Source organism: Xanthomonas hortorum (genome assembly GCF_040279205.1).
Lineage (GTDB): Bacteria > Pseudomonadota > Gammaproteobacteria > Xanthomonadales > Xanthomonadaceae > Xanthomonas > Xanthomonas hortorum_F.
In genome coordinates this window covers 58,823-78,905 of sequence record NZ_JBEOLS010000006.1, presented here as the reverse complement: position 1 = coordinate 78,905, position 20,083 = coordinate 58,823, and the positions used below count along the sequence as shown (strand labels likewise).

Below are 20,083 nucleotides of genomic sequence, written 5' to 3'. Positions count from 1 at the left end.
CGCTGCAGGCCACAAGGACTGCCATGACGCCTTCCCGTCTTGCCTATGCGCTGCTGTTTGCAGCAGCCACGTGTTCCGGCAATGCCGCCGCCTGGGGCCACCGCGCGCATGCCGCCATCAATCGCGCCGCTGTGCAGGCCCTGCCCGACGATGGCCCGGCCTTTCTCAAGCATTACGCGCAGGTGATTGCTGACGGCGCCACCCTGCCGGATGGCTGGCGCAGCGAAAGCGAGCCGTTTCTCAAGATCGAAGAAGACCCCAACCACGGCTGGTTCCGCGAGCAGTTTTCCTTCATGCAACACCCGCCGCGTTCGCGTTACGCCTTCGTGCTGGCGCTCTACGACGAGCAGCGCCGCATCGCCAAACGCAACCCGCAACTGGCGCAGCGCATGAACGTGCGCTGGGCCGGCACCCTGCCGTACGCAGCCACCGAGGGTTACGAGCGCATCGTCGCCACCATGCGTCAGATCCGCACGCTGCGCGCCAAGGGCCAGGACACGCGCGAGCTCGAACGCACCTGCGCGTTCTTCGTCAGCTGGTTTGCGCACTACATCGGCGATGGCGCGCAGCCGCAACACGACAGCATCCATCACGATGGCTGGCAAGGGCCAAACCCGAACGGCTATAGCACCGACCCGAAGGTGCACGGCAAGTTCGAGAGCGATTATGTCGACAAGATTGCGCTGACCCCGCAGGACCTGCTGAGCCGCATGCCGGCCCTGGCGCATCAGCAGGGCGATGTGTTCGAGCAGATCCTGGGTTTTCTCGACACCGGCACCGGCCGTGTCGAGCAGGTGTATCGCCTGGAAAAAGCCGGCGCCTTCGACGATGCCGCCCGCAGCGATGGCCGCGCGATGGTCTATCTCACTGCCGGCGATGGCGCAGCGATGCTACGCGATCTGCTGGTGCGCGCCTGGCGCGAAAGCGCGCTGCAGCCGGGCACATCCACGCTGCCGCGCAGCATGGACCCAAGCCATCCGCAGTACGACCCGGCGACCGGATCCGCGCCTGCCGGCACGTCACCAAGTGTGTAACCGCCGTTGACGAGATGGGTGCGCAGACATCGACCGACGCGCACGCAGGCCTTCGCCGAAGGTGACCGCGTGCATGCCGAGCACGCGCGCATAGAAATCGCAGGTGGCATCCACGTCGGCCACGGTCGATACAAGATGATCGCGTCGGTCGATCTGCATCACTCGCCCCGCGCAGGGTGCGGGGCAAACCGGCCGTAAGGCCGCGTGTCGTCGGCGCGTTGGCGCAGCACGTAGGCCGCTGCAAAGGCGAGCGCCAGCAACGTCAGACACATGCCGACCAACGCGCCCCAGCCACCGTGTTGCCAGAACCAGCCGCCGAGCGCGCCGATCACGCTGGAGCCGGCGTAATACGCCAGCAGATACAACGACGCGGCATGACTGCGATGCGCACCGCCGAGCCGGCTCACCCAGGCGCTGGCGGCCGAATGCGCGATGAAAAAGCCGATCGTCAACAACACGATGCCGGCTACCACCAGCGCCAGGACATGCGCCAGGGTCAATGCCACGCCGAGCACGCACAACACGATGCCGGTGGTGACCACCGGGCCGCGACCGAAACGATCCGACGCCGCACCGGCCACCGACGAACTGACGATGCCGAACACATACGCGCTGAAGATCATCCCGATCTGACTTTGACTCAAGCCGAACTCCGGCCCGCCCAACCGAAAGCCGGCGTAGTTGTAGAGGCATACGAACACGCCCATCAACAAAAACGGCAACGCAAACAGGAACGGCAGATTGCGATCGCGCAGATGCCCGGCCCAGGCGCGCAGATGGAAGCGCAGATTGATGCCGTGCCGGCGCACGAAGTGACGCGAGGGTGGCAGCAACCAGAAGAACGCCAGCGCGCACAGCAGGTCGAACACGCTCAATACCGCCAGTGCGGTGCGCCAATCGTAGTGATCGGTCAGCACGCTCATCACAATGCGCCCGCTCATGCCGCCGAACGCATTGCCGGCCACATACAACCCGGTGGCCGCACCCATCTTGTTGGCCGGCAGCTCTTCGCCCAGGTACACCATCGCCACCGCCGGCACCCCGCCCAGCGCGATACCGGACAAGGTGCGCACCAGCACCAGCGCGCCCCAATGCGGCAGGAACGCAGCGACCAGGTTGAGCACTGCGGCCAGTGCGATCGACACGAACATCAGCCCGCGCCGGCCCAGGTTCTCCGACACTGCGCCGGCGCAGAAGATCGCCAGCGCCAGCGCACCGGTGGCCAGCGACAACGGCAGCGAGGCGGTGGCCGCGTCCACGCCGAAGGCGCGCGCAAACTCGGGCAGCACCGGCTGCACGCTGTAGAGCAGCGAGAAGGTGGCAAAGCCGGCCAGAAACAATGCCAACCGGATGCGGCCGCTGGCGGGCGCATCGATGGCAGGCGGCTGGGTTGCACGGCTGGCGGCGGTATCCGGTGACGTGCCGGAGGGGCGATCAGAACAGGACACGGGGGCGATGATGAGACATGGGACGGCGAGTATTCGCCTGCCACCACCCCCTGTCCAATATATGATGCTGGCAGTTGCCATATGCAGAACAGATAGCATGGAGCTTCGCCACTTCCGCTACTTCCTGGCCGTTGCCGAAGAAGGCAACTTCACTCGGGCAGCAGCGCGGGTCGGTATCGGCCAGCCACCGCTGAGTCAGCAGATCCAGGCACTGGAGCGCGATCTGGGCACGCCCCTGTTCCGGCGCACCCACAGCGGCGCCGAGCTGACCCCGGCCGGCGAGGCATTCCTGGTCGAGGTGCGCCGCGTGCTCGCCGATGTGGAGCGCGCTGCCGAAACGGCGCGCCGGGTGGCGCGTGGCGAATCCGGCCGGTTGCGGCTGGGCTTTACCGCCTCGGCGGCGTTCAACCCGGTGGTGCCGAATCTGATCCGCGACTTTCGCCGGCAGTGGCCGCAGGTCGAGTTGCTGCTGGAAGAAACCAACACAGCCGGATTGCTGGTGGCACTGGCAGATGGCCGTCTGGACGCGGCGTTTGTGCGTTACGGCCTGAGCACGCCGCCCGATCTGCAGCTGCTGCGCTTTGCCGATGAGCCGATGAAGATCGCCGTACCCGCCGCGCATCGCCTGGCTGCACGCAGCAGCGCGCCGTTGGCGGCACTGGCGGGCGAGCCGTTCATCCTGTTTCCGCGCAGCTTCGGTTCGAGTCTGTACGACGAGATTCTCGCCGCCTGCCGCGCATCCGGCGTGACCTTGCGCATCACCCAGGACGCGCCGCAAATGTCGTCCATCGTCAATCTGGTCGCCGCCGAATTGGGCGTCTCGGTGGTGCCCGCCTCCACCGCGCAACTGCAACTGCCCGGCGTGCGCTATCTGGACATCGAAGGACAGATGCCGCTGGCAAGGCTTGCGTTGGCGGTGTCGCCGGGCGCATTGGAGACCGCGCCATTGGTGCGGCATCTATGGGCGCTGGCAGAAGTGCTTTAAGCGAGGTTGAGTTGAGCCAATGACAGCGAACGCACCGCGGCTGTTGTAGGAGCGCACTCGTGCGCGATGTGGCCTTCCCGGTAACGCCCCGTCGCGCACAAGTGCGCTCCTACCCGCATCCAGGCTTGAACACGTCTTGACCTCAACCGCAATTGAGGTTGTCCAATACATGCACCTTCTGCCACGTGCGCCTGCCATGCATCTTCGCCATCTGTTGCTGCCCTGCCTCGACCCCGATCTCAGCCTGCGGTTCTATCGCGATGTGCTGCAGCTGCCGCAGTACGGCAACACGTTGCGTATCGGCTGGAGCACGCTGGAATGCGTGCAGGCACAGCAGCCGGTGGGCAGTGTGCATCTGGCCTTCAACGTGGCGCCGTCCCGCTTCGAGGCAGCTGCGCAGTGGATCGGCGCGCGCGCAACGCTGCTGGCCGATCCGCAGGGCTGTCGGCAGTTTGAACTGGGTGGCGTCTGGCAGTCGCAGTCGGTGTATTTCGCCGGCCCCGACGGGGCGGTGCTGGAACTGATCGCGCGCAATGCGCTGCAACAGGCCACCACCGGGCAAGGCGATTTTCATGGGGAGGAATTGCTGTGCCTGAGCGAGATCGGGCTTCCCAGCAACAACGTCGAAGCGGTCACCCGCAGCATCGCCAATCACTTCGGCATGCACCCGTTTGCACCGGCACTGGAAGGCTTTGTGGCGCTGGGCGACGATGATGGCCTGTTGATCGTGGTCGATCAGGCGCGGCGCTGGTTTCCGCAGCAGCGGCAGCTGCCCTGGGCCAGTGGCGTGCGGGTCAGCGTGGATGCACCGCAACCGGGGCTGCGCTTGCGCGATGCGCAGGGCTGGGAGTTGCTGGCGGCGTGATCGCCCACGCCGCGCAGGTCATGCCGCCGCTGCAGGCGCGGGCAGACGGAAGAACGCCCGCGCCGCCGCAGTGCTGTTGGCCGCGGTCAGCGCCACCTCCTCGCCACGATCGCGTGCGAGTTCTTCCACGATATGCGACAGAAACATCGGCTCGTTGCGGCGGTCCTTGGGCATCGGCTTGAGCGTGCGCGGCAGCAGGTAAGGCGCGTCGGTTTCGATCATCAAGCGATTGGCGGGAATAGTGCGCACCAGCTCGCGCAGATGCGCACCACGGCGCTCGTCGCAGAGCCAGCCAGTGATGCCGATGTAGTAATCGCGGTCCAGATACGCGAACAACTCTTCGCGCGTGCCCGTGAAGCAATGCACCACGGCCGGGCCCAGGCGGCCATCGAAGCTGCGCATGATCGAGAGGAAGTCGTCGTGCGCATCGCGCTGATGCAGGAACAACGGTTTGCCGTTGCCGGCTGCCAATTGCAGTTGCCGTTCGAAGGCCCGGTGCTGCGCCGGGCGCGGGGCGAAATCGCGGAAATAATCCAGCCCGCATTCGCCCACCGCCACCACCTGCGGGTGCGCCTGCAGCGTGCGCATTTCGGCCTCGCATTCGGCGGTGAACTCCACTGCGTGGTGCGGGTGCACGCCGGCAGTGGCGTAGAGGAATCCGGGATGCTGCTGGGCCAGCTGCAAGGCCAGCGGCGAATGCTCGCGGCTGGCACCGGTGATCACCAATTGCGCAACGCCTGCGTCGCGTGCGCGTTGCAGCACGGCGTCGCGGTCGCGGTCGAAGGAGTCATGGGTGAGGTTGGCGCCGATATCGATCAACTGCATGCTGCGGTGTCGTGTGGGGAGAGCCGGGCAAGTGTAACGAGTGGGGGTTGTGTGCGCTTCGCTTCCCTTCTCCCCTCCGGAGAAGGTGGCGCGCAGCGCCGGATGGCGCCTCAGACATCTGCCAGTGCCTGCAGTGACAAACGCGTCGCCACGCGCCTTCAGAAGTGCTGCACCGACTGCTGCGCCGCCGGACCCTCACCCCAACCCCTCTCCCGCAGGAGAGGGGCTTTGCTCCCTTCTTCCAAGAGGGAGAGGGGTTCAACCAACCACCGGCACAGCCATCGCTTCAATCCGCGCCGCCAGCGCCTGGATCGCCAATTGTGCCGAGCGTGAAAGCTGCCGCTGCGGCGCCACACACAGCGCCAGCGTCATCGGCTTGGTCAAATGGCGGCGGAACGGCACGAACGCCAGCCGCCCATCCGCCACATCCGGGGCGGCATCCAGCCATGACATCAAGCCCACACCCGCGCCGGCACGCACCAGGCCGCGCAAGGTGCGCACGTCGTTGCAGTGGGTGAGCCGCTTCACGTCGATGTGCTGGCGTTGATACAGCACCTTGGCATGCTCGCCGACGATCAACGGAGCGGCCGGCAGCAGCAACCGGTGCTCCAGCGTCTCGCTTAGCTGCAGCTCGGTACGCGTGCTGAGCGGGTGGCCAACCGGCATCGCAATCCCCAACGGGATATCGGCGAATGCGCGCACCTCCAGGTCCACGCTGCTCACCGGGTCCAGCAGCAGGCCGATGTCCACATCGGCCGAGGTCACCATTTCCATCACCCGCTGGTTGCGCGCGGTGGAGAGGTTGAAGGTGATGCCGGGGTATTCCTGCACCAACGCGGCGACCGCCGCCGGCACCACGCCCTCGCTGAGCGCGTCGATCATGGCGATCTCCACATGCCCGCGGCGCAGCCCCTTGAGCTCGTCGAAGCGCTCCAGTGTGCGCGCGTAGGCCTTCTCCCAGCCGCGCACGTCCACCAGCAGCAGCTCGCCAGCGGCAGTCAGCCGCAGCCGGCCGGGCAGGCGCTCGAACAGCTGCGCGCCCAGTTCTTCTTCTGCCTTGAGGATCTGCCGGTCGATCGCCGAGGCCGACACGTGCAGCACGTCGGAGGCCTTGCGGATGCTGCCGCAGCGGGCCACTTCGATGAAGTAACGGGTGAAGCGGGAAAAGGTCAGCATGCGGTGGGGCTCGGTTGGCGTTGCATTTTTTGCAATGGCTTGGCTGAAAATCGATGTTTGATAACACACCTCCGGCTTCCTAGAGTCAATCCGGCACCGCTCCCGCCCTACGCCAGAGACTGGACCCATGGATGTCGCCGTCCCCGCCTTGCCGCTGCACTGCACCTTCGAGGCCGCCGATTGGCAGCGCCTGGCCCAGCATTGGCACGCGGTGGCGCTGAGCAGCGAAGTGAGCGAGGCACCGTTCAAGGCCACCCTGCTGGACGAGCCGCTGGTGCTGTACCGGCTGGGCAGCGAACTGGTGGCCGCGCGCGATGTCTGCCCGCACCGCGGCGTGCCGCTGAGCATGGGCACCGCCGATGGCGGCGGCGTGGTCTGCGCCTACCACGGGCTGCGCTTCGGAAGCGGTGGGCGCTGTAACCATATCCCCGCCAGTCCAAATCAGAACATCCCGGCCAAGATGCGTCTGCACACCTATGCAGTGGCCGAGCGCTACGGGCTGATTTGGGTGTGTCTGTCCAAACCGGCCGGAGTCAGCGAAGCCGAGGTGCAGATTCCACCGATGCCCGGCTGGGACGAGGATGGCTTTCAGCAGATCGTCTGCCCGGCTTTCGATATCGGCGGCAGCGCCGCGCGCCAGCTGGAAGGTTTCATCGACGTGGCGCATTTCGCCTTCGTGCACACCGCGACCTTCGCCCAGCCGGACAAGCGCGAAGTACCGGCCTACACCACCACTGAAACGCCCACCGGCTTCAACGCCGATTACCTGAGCTCGGTGGCCAATTATTCGGTGGACATGCCGCTGCCGGACGTGGACCCCAACTTCCAGTGGCTGCGCCATTTCGAGGTGCATCTGCCGTTCACCGCCACCCTCACCATCCACTTCCCGGTGCCGGGCAAGCGGCTGGTGATCATGAACGCGGCCAGCCCGGTGTCCAAGCACAAGACGCGCCTGCTGGTGCCGATCGCGCGCAACTTCGACACCCATCTGCCGGTGGAAGACGTGCACGCCTTCAACCTGCGCGTGTTCGAGGAAGACCGCGCCATGGTGGAGGCGCAGCGCCCCGAATACCTGCCACTGGATCCGCTGCTGGAAGTGCATATTCCCGCAGACCGCAGTTCGATCGCTTACCGCCGTGGCCTGCGCAGTCAGGGCTATAGCGACTTCTTTCTGCGTTGACGGCCGAGGAGCACGCCATGCAACTGCACGAGGTCCGCGTCGCCGACGTCTTCGACCAGGGCCATCGCCAACGCGCGATCCGGCTGGAGCCGGTGGGCGCGGAATTGCCGGCATTCGAAGCCGGTGCGCATGTGGATCTGCATCTGCCCGATGGCTTGATTCGCCAGTATTCGATCGCCAGTGCGCCGCATGTGCGTGATCACTATCTGCTGTGCGTGAAGTTGGCCGATGCTTCACGTGGCGGCTCGCGGCATCTGTGCGAGCAGCTCAGCACCGGCGACCGCCTGCAGATTTCCAGCCCGCGCAATCTGTTCCCGCTGCATCCGGGCGAACGCCATGTACTGCTGGCCGCCGGCATCGGCATCACCCCGCTGCTGTCGATGGCCGAAGCGCTGGAAGCGCGCGGCGAGGCCTTCGTGCTGCACTACTACGCGCGCCGGCATGCCGATGTAGCGTTTTTGCAGCGGCTGCAGCAGGGCTTCACGCATGGCCAGGTGCAGGTGCATCTGAGCGATGGCGGCGAAAGCCCGCGCGTGCATGTGCCCGAGGAACTGGGCCAGGCGCGTGCGCGCGATCAGCTGTATCTGTGTGGACCTGCAGCGTTCATGGACCACTTCACGCTGCTTGCCAAAACCCACGGCTGGGCGTCGGAGCAACTGCACCGCGAACACTTTGCTGCTGCCGAAACCAGCCTGGCACACGATGCCGATAGCGCCTTCGAAGTGGAGCTGGCCGCCAGCGGCCGCGTGGTACAGGTGCCGGCCGAGTGCAGCATCGCCAGCGCCTTGCTCGATGCCGGCATCGAGGTGCCATTGTCCTGCGAGCAAGGCATGTGCGGCGCCTGCCTCACCGGCGTGCTGGCCGGCACGCCGGATCACCGCGACAGCGTGCTCAGCGACAGCGCGCACGCCGCCAATACCCAGATCACACTGTGTTGCTCGCGCAGCCGTTCGCCACGCCTGGTGCTGGATCTTTGAGCGCTCCGTATGTCGTGCGCCTGCGCAGACAGGACGACAGCGGGCGCGCAGGTGGCTGACGCCGGTCACGCTGCAGCGCGAAGCGGCCGCCAACCTCGCAGGACAACTGTGGACGGACGTGAGCCCCGCATCTTCTTTCACGGTTTGATCGATGGGTGCACAAGGCGCCGCCGGCGCAGATACAGACAAAGCCTGCGGTCATGCCATTACGCCGCGCAACACGCATTGCACTTGTCAGCGCAATCGGTGCCCAAGGTCCGTGGCAACCGCCGTCGCACAGTGCAAGATATTTGGCGCGCGCGCGTCCACCGCAATCGCGCGTGCTCCTTTGTGCCGATGAGATACCTGCCGATGGTTGTTTGTGTGATCGCCTTCGCCCGCCCGTGCCGGGGCGCACGCTGATGCGCTGGCCCGGATTTGCGCTGCCCGCCAATGGCAGCAGCGTGCGTACCGAGGTCCTGGCCGGTGCCACCACCTTCCTGACGATGGCCTACATCGTCTTCGTCAACCCCGACATCCTGGCCACCACCGGCATGGACCACGGCGCGGTGTTCGTGGCGACCTGTCTGGCCGCCGCGCTTGGCTCGCTGCTGATGGGCGTGCTGGCCAACTATCCCATCGGCATGGCACCGGGCATGGGCTTGAATGCGTTTTTCGCTTTCTCTGTGGTGGGCACGCTGGGTTACAGCTGGCAGCAGACGCTGGGGCTGGTGTTCGTGTCCGGCTGCGTGTTCCTGCTGCTCAGCGTCACCGGCGCGCGACGCTGGCTGGTGGATGGCATCCCACCCACCTTGCGCAGTGCGATTGCAGCGGGCATCGGCCTGTTCCTGGCGTTGATCGGCTTGCAAAAAGCCGGGCTGGTGGTGGCGCACCCGCAGACGCTGGTGACCCTGGGCGACTTGCATCGGCCCGAGCCATTGCTTGCGTTGGCTGGGCTGCTGCTGATCGGCGTACTGGAAGTGCGCCGCGTGCGCGGGGCGATGTTGCTGGGCATCCTGGCGGTCACCGTCGCTGCGCTGGCGCTGGGTCTGGTGCACTACCAGGGCGTGCTGTCGCTGCCGCCGAGCCTGGCGCCTACGCTGCTGCAGCTGGATATTGCCGGCGCCTTGCAAGGCAATGGTGGCAGCGGCGCACTGACCGCCGTCCTGCACGTGGTGCTGGTGTTCGTGCTGGTGGAAATGTTCGATGCCACCGGCACCTTGATGGGCGTGGCCCAGCGCGCCGGCCTATTGCACACACAGGCGCACCGTCGCCAGTTCGACCGCGCCCTGCTCGCCGACAGCACCGCCATCCTGGCCGGCTCGCTGCTTGGCACTTCCAGCACCACCGCCTACGTGGAAAGCGCTGCCGGTGTACAGGTGGGTGGGCGTACCGGGCTCACCGCGCTGGTGGTGGCAGCGCTGTTTCTGCTGGCGCTGCTGTTCTCGCCATTGGCGGCGATGGTGCCGGCATATGCCACCGCACCGGCGCTGATCTACCTGGCATCGGTGATGCTGCGCGAGTGCACGCAGATCCAGTGGGACGATGTCGGCGACGCGCTACCGGCCGCGATCTGCATGCTGGCCATGCCGCTCACCTATTCCATCGCCACCGGCCTGGCCTTCGGCTTCATCACCTATGCGGCACTCAAGCTGGGCAGCGGCCGCTGGCGCGCCGTGCATCCGGCCACCTGGGCGATTGCCGGCCTGTTCGTGCTGCGCTATGCCTTGGAGTGAGCGTATCGCCGTAGCTATTTCAGCTCCTGCCCCCTGGTCACCCACCGCGTCGCGCGGCAAGCTGCACCGCAACCGGCAGCGCCACGATGGTGCTGTCTCATTCCCAGAGCTCACCACATGCCACATCGTTATCGCTGTCTGATCCTCAGCTTGTGCACCTTGTTACCGGGCATGACGCTCGCACGCCCGGCGCAGGCGCCTGCGCAACAGCGCGAGCAGCAGGTGGCGCAGCTGTTTCACGACGCGGCCGCGCAACCTGCGCAATTGCGCGCGTGGCTGCAAGCCATGCCCAAGGGCGGCGACCTGCATAACCATCTCTCCGGTTCGGTCTATGCCGAGAACTATCTGCAATGGGCCAGCGACGACGGCGCCTGCGTGCAGCTGGATGATCTGAGCCTGCGCGCGCCGCCGTGCGGTAAAGGCCAGGAGCCCGCACGCGGCCTGGCGGCGCGCAATGCGGCGTTGTACGGGCGGGTGGTCGATGCGTTGTCGATGCGCAAGTTCTTGCCCAGTGCGACCCAGCCCACCGGGCATGACCAGTTCTTCAGCACCTTCGGCAAGTTCGACGCGGTAGTGAGAGCGCGTGTGGCCGACACCGTGGCCGCAGTGCTGGAACAGGCCGCACGCGACCGCGTGCCCTATGTGGAAATCATCGCCAACCCGCCGCAGATGGATCAGGCAGCAAAACAGATGCAGGCTCTGCCATGGAAGGCCGATGACGACGCAGCCAATCTGCGCGCCCTGCAGGATGCCTTGCCGCCGCTGGTGCAGGCTGCGCAACGCGACCTTGCCGACACCGATACCCAGGTGCGCCGCGTGCTGCAGTGCGACCAGCCCGATGCGCGTCCCGGCTGCCGGGTCGCGTATCGCTACGTGCCTTACGTGTTGCGCGTGTTGCCGCAGCCGATGGTGTTCGGGCAGATGGCGCTTGCGCACGCGCTGATCGCTGCCGGCGGCAGCCGCGCGGTGGCGTTGAACATCGTTGCGCCCGAAGACAACCCGGTGGCGCTGGCCGATTACGCGCGCCACATGGCGATGTTCCGTTTCTTCGCAACGCGCTATCCCAACGTGCCGCTGTCCCTGCATGCCGGAGAGCTGGCGTTGGGCCTGGTGCCACCCGCGCAACTGCGCTCGCATATCCGCCAGGCGGTGGACGTGGGTGCACGCCGCATCGGTCATGGTGTGGATCTGCCTTACGAAGACGACGTGGATGGATTGCTGCAGCGCATGCGCCGCGACCAGATCGCGGTGGAGATCAACCTCACCAGCAACGATGTGATTCTGGGCGTCAAAGGTGGCGCGCATCCGCTGGCGATGTATCTGCACGCCAGTGTGCCGGTGGTGCTGTCTACCGACGATGCAGGCGTCTCGCGTGCGGACATGACCCACGAGTATCAACGCGCGATGCAGGAGCAAGGCATCGATTACCCCACGCTCAAGCAGCTCGCCCGCAACGGGCTGACTTACAGCTTCCTGCCGGGCACCAGCTTGTGGAGCGCAGACGGTACGGCCGCGCAGGCCTGCGCCACTGCATTGCAGCGCGAAACCGATGATGCCGCGTGCCAAGCATTTCGCCAGAGCAGCGAGAAGGCACGGCTGCAATGGCAGCTTGAATCCGATCTGGCGCAGTACGAGCGCATGCTGTTGCAGCAACGCAAAGTGCAGACAACACCAGCTGACGCATAACCCGTAGGAGCGCGCTTGCGCGCGAAGAGGCATTACCGATAACGCCTAATCGCGCGCAAGCGCGCTCCTACAAACGCAACATCCATCAAACGCAGCCTCCATTCCATCTTCGCCGCGATGCATTCCACCCCCATGACCAAAGCGCAATGACCCACTCGCACGCCGCCCCCACCAAACGCCGCGTCATTCTCGAAGACGATATCGACGGCTTCACGCCTGCGCAGTTGCTGCTGTTGCAATCGCCCGAGGTCGAGGTGCTGGGCATCAGCGCGGTCAGCGGCAACATCTGGCGCGATGAGGTACTCGCACATAGCTGCCGTCTGCTGGAACTGGCCGGCCAGCCGCAGATTCCGGTACTACCCGGCCCGGTGCATCCGCTGCTAAACAGCGAGCTCGCCACCGAGCGTTGGGAAACGCTGTACGGCAAGCTGGTCTGGAAAGGTGCATGGACCAAACACTGGGTGGATGGCGACACCGTGCAGAGCGCGCCGCGTTATCACGCACACGACGTGGTGCCCGACCTGCCGTTGGGCAATCCCAGCGTGGTGCGCGCATCCGACGAACCGGCTGCGTTGTTCATGCTGCGCATGGTGCGCCTGTATCCGGGCGAGGTGAGCATCATTGCGACCGGCCCGCTGACTAATCTGGCGCTTGCACAATCGCTGGATCCGGCCTTCGCCACACTGGCGCGCGAGCTTGTCTACATGGGCGGCAGCCTCAACCCGCGGCAGCAACGCAACAGCATCAGCGCGCAGCAATTCGCGCGCGAATTCGTCAACTCGCCACGCCGCGAATTCAACATCCGCTGGGATCCGGAAGCGGCCAGCATCGTCATGCGCGCGCCCTGGCGCAAGATCACCATGGTGCCGGTGGATCCATCCACTGCGACCGAACTCACGCCCGAGTTGCTGGCGCGCATGAGCGCGGCCGACACCAGCATCGGCCACGCATTGCGCCGTCGCGAACCCGGCTTTCCGATGTGGGACGAGCTGGCCACTGCGGTGTGGCTGCGCCCCGAATTGGCAACGCACACCGAGACGCTTTATGTCGATACCAATACCGCTTTCGATGCCGGCTATGGCGACATCCTGTCGTGGGCACCAGGCTATCAGCCTGGACTGGGCGAACAGGCACAGACGGTAGTGCATGCGGTGGATGTGGAAGCGCTCGAGCAGTTGCTGATCGACCACCTCACTGCGCCGCAACCACCAGCAGTCGGATTGCCGTTACCCCTTCTCCCGTCGGAAGAAGGTGCCCGAAGGGCGGATGAGGGTACGGCAACTGAGAAAAATGCTGCGCCAGTTGAGTAGGCTGCAAGCAAGGTAAACGCGTACCTGATACATCTCCAACTAGCGGGACACCCTCACCCCAACCCCTCTCCCGGCGGGAGAGGGGCTTGAACGACACCCACACCCGCAACTCCCAGCAACCCAAGGTGACCCCATGCAACTCCCAGTGCAGTGGCAGGCCGGCATCGCTCGCAATACCGAGGTCCTGCGCGGCCACGTGCAGCTGCTCGCCAGCTTCACCGCCCCGCGTCCAACGCAACAGGGCAGCACCACTCCGCGCGGGCAGATCGCCTCCATCGTCAGCACCGCCCGCAGCCAGCCCACACTGGCCGCACGCCATGCCACCCAGACGCTCACGCATATCAACCAGGCCAACGACCGCCTGCGTGCGATCACCCGTCTGCTTCCCACACGCGCCGCAGCCGATGCCGCGCGTGTGCAGGCCGCGCTGGCCGGCGGCAGCGACGGCGGCGCATTGGCCGGCGTGCCGTTCGTGGTCAAGGATCTGTTCGATGTCGCTGGCCAGGTCACCACCGCTGGTGCCGTCGTCCGCGCACAATGCGCACCTGCCACCCGCGATGCGGCTGTGGTGCAACGGCTGAGCGATGCGGGCGCGGTGCTGGTGGGCACCGCCAACATGGACGAATTCGCCTACGGGTTTGCCACCGTCAACGCGCATTACGGCACCACCGCCAACCCGCACGATCACCGCCATCTGGCCGGTGGTTCGTCGGGCGGCTCGGCTGCTGCGGTGGCCGCCGGGCTGGTGCCATTCGCACTGGGCTCGGACACCAACGGCTCCATCCGTGTCCCGGCCGCATTGTGCGGCGTGTACGGCCTGCGTCCCACGCATGGCGCGTTGCCGCTGGACGGCGTGTTCGGCTTCGTCGATGCGCTGGATGTGGTCGGCCCGTTCGCCACCTCCATCGCCGATCTACGCCGCGTCTATGAAGTGATGCTTGGTCACGCCGTTGCCTCCTGCAATCCCGGCAGCTTGCGCATCGCACGCCTTGGCGGCTGGTTCCAACGCAATCTCGACCCCGACCTGGATGCCGGCCTTAGCGCATTGCTTACCGCCTGCAACAGCACCACCATGATCGAATTACCCGAAGCAGAACGCGCCCGCGCCGCCGCCTTCGTGCTCACCGCTGCCGAGGGTGGCCATCGTCATCGCGCCGGTTTGAGCACGCATGCCGAGCAGTTCGACCCGGCCACCCGCGACCGCCTGCTTGCCGGCCTGCAATTGCCTGCCAGCGCGGTCGCCGATGCACACCGCTTCGCGCACTGGTTCAGCGCCGCCATGCAACGCCTGTGGGACGAGGTGGATGTGCTGATCGCGCCAACCACACCGTGCGTGGCACCACGCATCGATCAGGACACCATCCAGATCGACGGCCTGCCGGTGTCTGCGCGCGCCAACTTAGGTATCTTCACCCAACCGCTCGGGCTTGCCGCCTGCCCGGTAGTGGCCGCACCCTTGCCGCGCCCCGGCCGCCTGCCGCTGGGCGTGCAATTGATCGCCGCGCCCGGCCGCGAAGACCGCTTGTTCGCACTCGCCGCGCAACTCGAACGCGACGGTCTGCTCGCTTTCAGCCCACCGGCGGAGACACGCTGATGCTGCACACCTTGCGCGCGCGTCGCGGCATGGTCGTGGCCCCGCATCATCTGGCCGCACAGGCCGGGCGCGATATCTTGCGCGACGGCGGCAACGCTATCGAAGCCGCCGTCGCCACCGCCGCCTGCCTGGCCGTGGTGTATCCGCACATGACCGGCATCGGTGGCGACGGCTTCTGGCTGATCCACGAACCCGACGGCCGCGTACATGCCATCGACGCCTGCGGCCGCGCTGCACAGGCGGCGACCCTGGACTTCTATCGCGGCCACAGCAGCATTCCGTGGCGCGGCCCCGGCGCGGCCAATACCGTCGCCGGCACCGTCTCAGGCTGGGCGCTCGCCCTGCAGCACGCAGGCGGCACGCTATCGCTGCAACGCTTGTTGCAGGACGCCATCCACCATGCCAGCGATGGCGTGCCGGTCACGTTAGGCGGCGCGCACATCGCCGCCAGCAAGAGCGCCGAACTGCGCGTGCAACCCGGCGCCTACGCCAGCATCTTCGAACCACACGGCGTCCCCCTGCACGAAGGCGCACTGCTGCAACAAGCGCACCTCGCACGCACCTTGCAACGGCTGGCCGACCATGGCCTTGAGAGTTTCTATCGCGGCGCACTGGCCGACGACATCGCCGCCGATCTGCAAGCACTCGGCAGCCCGCTCCACGCACATGACCTCGCAAGCCATCATGCAGAAACAAGTGTGCCGCTCTCGGTCGCCATCCACGGCGCACGCATCTACAACCACGCACCGCCCACGCAAGGCCTCGCCTCACTGCTGATCCTCGCCTTGTTCGATCGCCTGCACGCCGAACACCCCGACAGCTACGCACACCTGCACGGCCTGATCGAAGCCACCAAACAGGCCTTCCTGATCCGCGACGCACACGTCGGCGACCCCGCCTGGATGACGCTCGACGCACAGGCCCTGCTCGACGACAACGCCGCACTCGACGCGCTCGCCGCACGCATCGACATGACCACTGCACTGCCCTGGCCGCAGCCCTCGCAGGCCGGCGACACCGTCTGGTTCGGCGCCATCGACGCGCACGGCCGCGCCGTCAGTTGCATACAGTCCACCTATTTCGAATTCGGCTCCGGCCTGGTGCTCCCGCGCACCGGCATTACCTGGCAAAACCGCGGCTGCAGCTTCCGCCTCGCCGCCGACGGCTGGAACGCACTCGCCCCGGGGCGCAAACCCTTCCATACCCTCAACCCCGCACTCGCCACCTTCGACGATGGCCGCGTCATGGCCTACGGCACCATGGGCGGCGAAGGCCAACCACAAACCCAGGCCGCCCTCTTTTCCCGCTACGCCCGCTTCGGCGTACCGCTGCAACAAGCGATCACAGCGCCGCGCTGGTTGCTCGGCCGCACCTGGGGTGAAGACAGCACTTCGTTGAAGTTGGAAGACCGCTTTGATCCAGCAGTGGTGCAAGCATTGCGCGATGCCGGACATGCGGTGGAGCTGTTGCCCGCATACACATCGGTCATGGGACATGCGGGTGCATTGGTGCGCGAGGTGGATGGCGTGATCAGCGGAGCGAGTGACCCACGATCGGATGGAGTGGTGGCTGGGTGGTGATGGTTGGGCACGTTGAACAAACTTTCCCGCAGCAACTTCATGATAGCGTCATGCCCAGTTAGCCAAGGACGCGCTACACCATGAACACGAATAGGGACCCCGTTTCGCCACCGGACGCAACGGTGAGCGCAGACAAGAAGCCACTGAGACCGCTGAATTCAGTGGGGATAGCGACCCTGCACGTCGTTGCCTGTTGCGAAGCAGCGGTCAGTCAATTATGAAATTCGGCCTTCTCATTTCGCAAAGCTGGACAGTCAAGTGTGCCGACGGCTCTGGATGGACTTTCGACACGTCCAAAGGTGCATGGTGGCTTTGGCTAAATAGCATTGAGTACCACATCAAAGATGCTCTTGCGGAAGAGAGCTTTGGCGTATCTGTCGAAGCTTTCTATTTCGGCTTTGAGCTGACTGATATTGCGGAGGGATTCAATTTTGAATCGACCAAGGGCTACATGAGTTATAGACCCAAGAGCAAGTCATTCATTTCTGTCGGCCAACTGGATTGGAATGACGTCAAACACATGACGGCTGCGTCACAGTTACAGCTTTTCAAAGAATCACTCCTCAATGCAGTCTCACGCATCGCGCTTGCCAAACGAAAACCCAAGAACTTCGACTTTAAACGCCTTCATGCTGTCCTGGTCAAAAGCCTGAGCGTACTTTCCGTGGAGCATTGCACTGGCCCTCAAGACGGCATCGACTCCATCAAACGCGAAGCACTTCATCCGGCCAACTGATCAAGCATGAAAACTACCTGGGCAATTTCAGCTGCACTCTTTCTTGTCGCGGCACCAGCCACCGCCAGTAGCACAATGTGTACTTTCACTGCCCCTAGCGGTAGTCCAGCTAATGACCTTGAGTTTCTTGGCTACGGCGAAATTCAGCAAATTCTTTTTCACCTGCCTCGATCAGACGGGCCGAAAAGCCTACCGAGTGGCTCCTACCAGGTCATTGAATTCGAAGAAATGACCAGGAAAATCAGCCTGACGTATCGCAACCCTGGCAATCCGCAGCTGTTGCCATCGTTTACTCTCAAGGGAGTGGGAAAAAATACTCTCATGAGGATCGCAGGCAAGACGATTGCCGGGGAATTCAAGTGCGACCACTGATCACTAGTGCGTCGAAAGAATCAAAAGACGGTCTATCGTTGCTGCAACCGCCATAAGCATATCGCTCAGGCACACGCGCAAGAGAGAGAAAACTTGCCCAGCAGCACAGGCTGGCGCATCGGATCACTAGCCCCAGCCAGGGCAGACCGACAAGGCAAACATGTCATAGACTCTGGGGCATGCTCTCCTAGGCGACGATAGCGGACCCAACCGCACCGATCACTGGACAGGACGCATTTGCTTTCTTGGGCATGCGGGGCGATGCGTAGGCACGTCGCTGCGCTTATTGCAACATACGCGTTAGACCTTTCACCAAGGAGAGCCACATGACAGATCAAGACGACAATCAACCGAACCTGGAAGACGTCAAGCTGGCGTTCGACGGCCAGAGCCTGGATTGGTATCTGCAGAAGCTGGTTGCGACCGTCAATAGTTCGAACGTGCAGTTCGGCATTACGCTGTTTGTCGAAGGCATCATCGTTTCTGGCCAGCTGGTCAGCGGCAAGCAGTACTTCGAGGCGTTCGCGCAGGAATTTTCTGCGGCCTATCCCGGCAGCGTCGAAGAAAAAGAAGATATCCGTCGCGCGTTTGCCAGCCATGCCAGCATCTACGACACGGAAGAGGACGCTCAGCAAAGCAGCACGCCGCCGCAGTTCCTTCACCTGATCGAGTCGCGTTGCTTCTCGCCCGGCGGCCAGCCATTGCCCAGCAACCGTGGTGTGCTTTGGCGCGGCAAAGTGAATGCCGTCTCCGGTTTCACCCTGGGGTCGCTCTCGGCAGATTAGGGCTGGCAGGCTCGGTCTTCGTGTGAGATGCCCGTCATCTCACACAGGACTATCTGAAAGATCGGCACGAGCGCCGACGGCTGCGCGACGCGATCTGTGCGCAACGCCACGTGGCGATTGGATCCGCAGACGCTAGGCTTAACGGCGCTTTGAAAGGGCCAAGCGCCACACAGGGAGAACACCATGGCGACATTCAGCGTGGCAATCGATCCACTGGGCGCAGCCCAAAGCGAGACCTCGTCGGATGCGGTCGGCATCTGTCTCTCCGGCGGCGGCAGTCGTGCGCTGTCGTGTGCGCTGGGTCAACTGCGCGGGCTGCGCTCCCTGGGGCTTCTGGACAAGGTGGCCGCAATCTCTTCGGTGTCCGGCGGGACATGGGCCAATGTGTTGTTCACCTATCTGCCGACGTCGATCAGCGATGACGACTTCCTCGGGCCGGTGGTGCTGGATCCATCGCAGCTCACCCTGGAAGTGCTGGGGCAAATGGGGGACAACAATCTCGGCCAGGTGCCGTACCGGCTCGGCACGTTGCCGATCGTCGCTGAACTGGCCGAGTACCGGCTGAGCAAACGCTACGCGCCGGCGGATATGTGGCAGGCGGTGATCGGCAAGCTGGTACTGAAGGATTTCGGCTTGTGGAATCCGGATGCCACAGGCGTGGATCCACGTTATTTCACTGGCACGACGCAGTATCTGGCGGAAGGCCCGCTGCTGCGCAATCCGCAGTTGAGCAGCGACAACTTCTACACCATCCGCGACGGGCGGCCGTTACCGATCTTCAATACGTCTGTCTTCATCAACGACAGCGTGACCTCGGATCTGGTGCCGTTCGAAGCCAACTGGTTGCTTGGCGTGCGTGGCGTTTTCAACCAGCCTGAGCAACTCGGTGTCATGGGTGGAGGCCTGATCGAGTCGTTCGCGATGGGCAGCGATTACATCGCCGACGCTGGTGCCGACGGAGTCACTACCAGCGTGCCGCCGCGCGTCTTCAGCCTCAATGACATCGCCGGTTGCAGCAGCATGGCGCCGGCGCAGGATTTCGAAGAGAAGTTTCCCGAGATCAATGGCCTGGTGCCGCGTTATCCGTACTGGCCGGTCGATGGTCGTGAGAGCCAACCCACGCTAAGTTACCGCTTCGCCGACGGCGGCAACCTGGAGAACCTGGGCATCATGCCGCTGCTGGCACGCGGCATTACGCGTCTGCTGGTGTTCGTCAATTCCGATCAAGGGGTGAACATCGACCCGGAATCGGGCGAAACCGTGGTTGCCGACGACCTGCCGCCGCTGTTCGGGCTGCAGCCGTTCTGCGAGAAAACGCGCAGCTATCCGGCATACGCCAACGAGCAATTGTGCGAGGACGCCAACGGCATGTTCCGGCACAACCAGGTATTCGACACCGCCGCATTCGATGCCTTGAAACAGGGGCTGCTGGCGGCCAAAAAATCCGGTGGCGCGCTGCTGGTACGGCAGACCTTGCGCGTGCTGGCAAACAGCTGGTTCAACGTGCCGGCGCAGCAGTCGGTCGAAGTGCTGTGGGTGTACAACGATCTGGTGCGTGCATGGTGGAAGCAATTGCCGGATGAAACGCAGATTGAGCTGGATCTGCAAAGCGTGGACGATTTTCCGCTCTATGGCACGGTCACCCAGCTGCATCTTTCCTATCCGTTGGTCAACGCGCTGGCGCATCTGAGTTGCTGGAACCTTGCTTCCGACAGCACGGTAGGCAACCCCAACGGGCAAAGCAATGCCGATGTGGTGCGTGGCATGTTTGCGTGATACGTGCACAGCGCTGTGGCCGGCAATGCAGCCACTCAC

17 protein-coding genes and 1 pseudogene are annotated in these 20,083 nt (G+C 64.5%); 14 read left to right on the top strand and 4 right to left on the bottom strand.

The window, feature by feature from the left end; genetic code table 11:
* The first annotated feature begins 23 nt into the window (after positions 1 to 23).
* Positions 24 to 1,034: a nuclease gene (locus ABS769_RS04465; protein WP_317061091.1), complete on the top strand. Its 1,011-nt coding sequence runs from the start codon at positions 24 to 26 to the stop codon at positions 1,032 to 1,034.
* 39 nt (positions 1,035 to 1,073) lie between these two features.
* Here ABS769_RS04465 and ABS769_RS04460 read toward each other — a convergent pair.
* A pseudogene (locus ABS769_RS04460) lies at positions 1,074 to 1,193 on the bottom strand (VOC family protein); the annotation flags it as partial.
* On the bottom strand, positions 1,193 to 2,482 hold the full coding sequence (locus tag ABS769_RS04455) for an MFS transporter (protein ID WP_317061090.1): 1,290 nt from the start codon (positions 2,480 to 2,482) through the stop codon (positions 1,193 to 1,195). The gene ABS769_RS04455 and the pseudogene ABS769_RS04460, both read right to left, overlap by 1 nt.
* A 97-nt stretch (positions 2,483 to 2,579) precedes the next feature.
* Here ABS769_RS04455 and ABS769_RS04450 point away from each other — a divergent pair, with 97 nt between their 5' ends.
* Both ABS769_RS04450 and ABS769_RS04445 read left to right on the top strand, forming a co-directional pair.
* The gene (locus ABS769_RS04450; protein ID WP_317061089.1) at positions 2,580 to 3,467 is read left to right on the top strand and encodes a LysR family transcriptional regulator; all 888 of its coding nucleotides are present in this window, start codon (positions 2,580 to 2,582) and stop codon (positions 3,465 to 3,467) included.
* A gap of 196 nt (positions 3,468 to 3,663) precedes the next feature.
* Positions 3,664 to 4,332 carry a hypothetical protein gene (locus ABS769_RS04445; protein ID WP_317061088.1) on the top strand — a complete coding sequence of 223 codons (669 nt, stop codon included), beginning with the start codon at positions 3,664 to 3,666 and terminating at the stop codon, positions 4,330 to 4,332.
* Between the two features lie 18 nt (positions 4,333 to 4,350).
* Here the strand turns inward: ABS769_RS04445 and ABS769_RS04440 are convergent, their stop codons facing one another.
* Positions 4,351 to 5,157 carry a TatD family hydrolase gene (locus ABS769_RS04440; RefSeq protein ID WP_317061087.1) on the bottom strand — a complete coding sequence of 269 codons (807 nt, stop codon included), beginning with the start codon at positions 5,155 to 5,157 and terminating at the stop codon, positions 4,351 to 4,353.
* A 258-nt stretch (positions 5,158 to 5,415) separates the two neighbouring features.
* Entirely contained in the window at positions 5,416 to 6,333 is a 918-nt protein-coding gene (locus tag ABS769_RS04435; RefSeq protein ID WP_043888849.1) for a LysR family transcriptional regulator, read from the bottom strand.
* 127 nt (positions 6,334 to 6,460) lie between these two features.
* Between ABS769_RS04435 and ABS769_RS04430 the strand changes: the two genes are divergently transcribed.
* The 11 genes from ABS769_RS04430 to ABS769_RS04380 all read left to right on the top strand — a co-directional run bounded on the left by ABS769_RS04430 (position 6,461) and on the right by ABS769_RS04380 (position 20,044).
* Complete coding sequence (locus ABS769_RS04430) at positions 6,461 to 7,513, top strand: aromatic ring-hydroxylating dioxygenase subunit alpha (RefSeq protein ID WP_317061086.1); 1,053 nt, start codon at positions 6,461 to 6,463, stop codon at positions 7,511 to 7,513.
* Positions 7,514 to 7,530: 17 nt separating this feature from the next.
* Positions 7,531 to 8,490 (top strand): PDR/VanB family oxidoreductase, encoded by a 960-nt coding sequence (locus ABS769_RS04425; protein ID WP_317061085.1) that lies wholly within the window; start codon positions 7,531 to 7,533, stop codon positions 8,488 to 8,490.
* Between the two features lie 401 nt (positions 8,491 to 8,891).
* Entirely contained in the window at positions 8,892 to 10,205 is a 1,314-nt protein-coding gene (locus ABS769_RS04420; RefSeq protein WP_317061084.1) for an NCS2 family permease, read from the top strand.
* A 117-nt stretch (positions 10,206 to 10,322) separates the two neighbouring features.
* Positions 10,323 to 11,891, top strand: coding sequence for an adenosine deaminase family protein (locus tag ABS769_RS04415; RefSeq protein WP_317061083.1), 1,569 nt, complete (start codon positions 10,323 to 10,325; stop codon positions 11,889 to 11,891).
* 146 nt (positions 11,892 to 12,037) lie between these two features.
* Positions 12,038 to 13,201: a nucleoside hydrolase gene (locus ABS769_RS04410; protein WP_317061082.1), complete on the top strand. Its 1,164-nt coding sequence runs from the start codon at positions 12,038 to 12,040 to the stop codon at positions 13,199 to 13,201.
* Positions 13,202 to 13,334: 133 nt separating this feature from the next.
* Positions 13,335 to 14,795 carry an AtzE family amidohydrolase gene (locus ABS769_RS04405; protein ID WP_317061081.1) on the top strand — a complete coding sequence of 487 codons (1,461 nt, stop codon included), beginning with the start codon at positions 13,335 to 13,337 and terminating at the stop codon, positions 14,793 to 14,795.
* On the top strand, positions 14,795 to 16,375 hold the full coding sequence (locus tag ABS769_RS04400; RefSeq protein WP_317061080.1) for a gamma-glutamyltransferase family protein: 1,581 nt from the start codon (positions 14,795 to 14,797) through the stop codon (positions 16,373 to 16,375). Before ABS769_RS04405 ends, ABS769_RS04400 begins: the two co-directional genes overlap by 1 nt.
* Positions 16,376 to 16,592: 217 nt before the next feature.
* Positions 16,593 to 17,111, top strand: coding sequence for a hypothetical protein (locus tag ABS769_RS04395; protein ID WP_317061079.1), 519 nt, complete (start codon positions 16,593 to 16,595; stop codon positions 17,109 to 17,111).
* Positions 17,112 to 17,117: 6 nt separating this feature from the next.
* Complete coding sequence (locus ABS769_RS04390; RefSeq protein WP_317061078.1) at positions 17,118 to 17,483, top strand: hypothetical protein; 366 nt, start codon at positions 17,118 to 17,120, stop codon at positions 17,481 to 17,483.
* Between the two features lie 326 nt (positions 17,484 to 17,809).
* Positions 17,810 to 18,268 (top strand): gas vesicle accessory protein GvpU, encoded by a 459-nt coding sequence (gvpU, locus tag ABS769_RS04385; protein ID WP_317061077.1) that lies wholly within the window; start codon positions 17,810 to 17,812, stop codon positions 18,266 to 18,268.
* Positions 18,269 to 18,451: 183 nt separating this feature from the next.
* The gene (locus tag ABS769_RS04380) at positions 18,452 to 20,044 is read left to right on the top strand and encodes a hypothetical protein (RefSeq protein WP_317061076.1); all 1,593 of its coding nucleotides are present in this window, start codon (positions 18,452 to 18,454) and stop codon (positions 20,042 to 20,044) included.
* Positions 20,045 to 20,083: the final 39 nt, after the last annotated feature.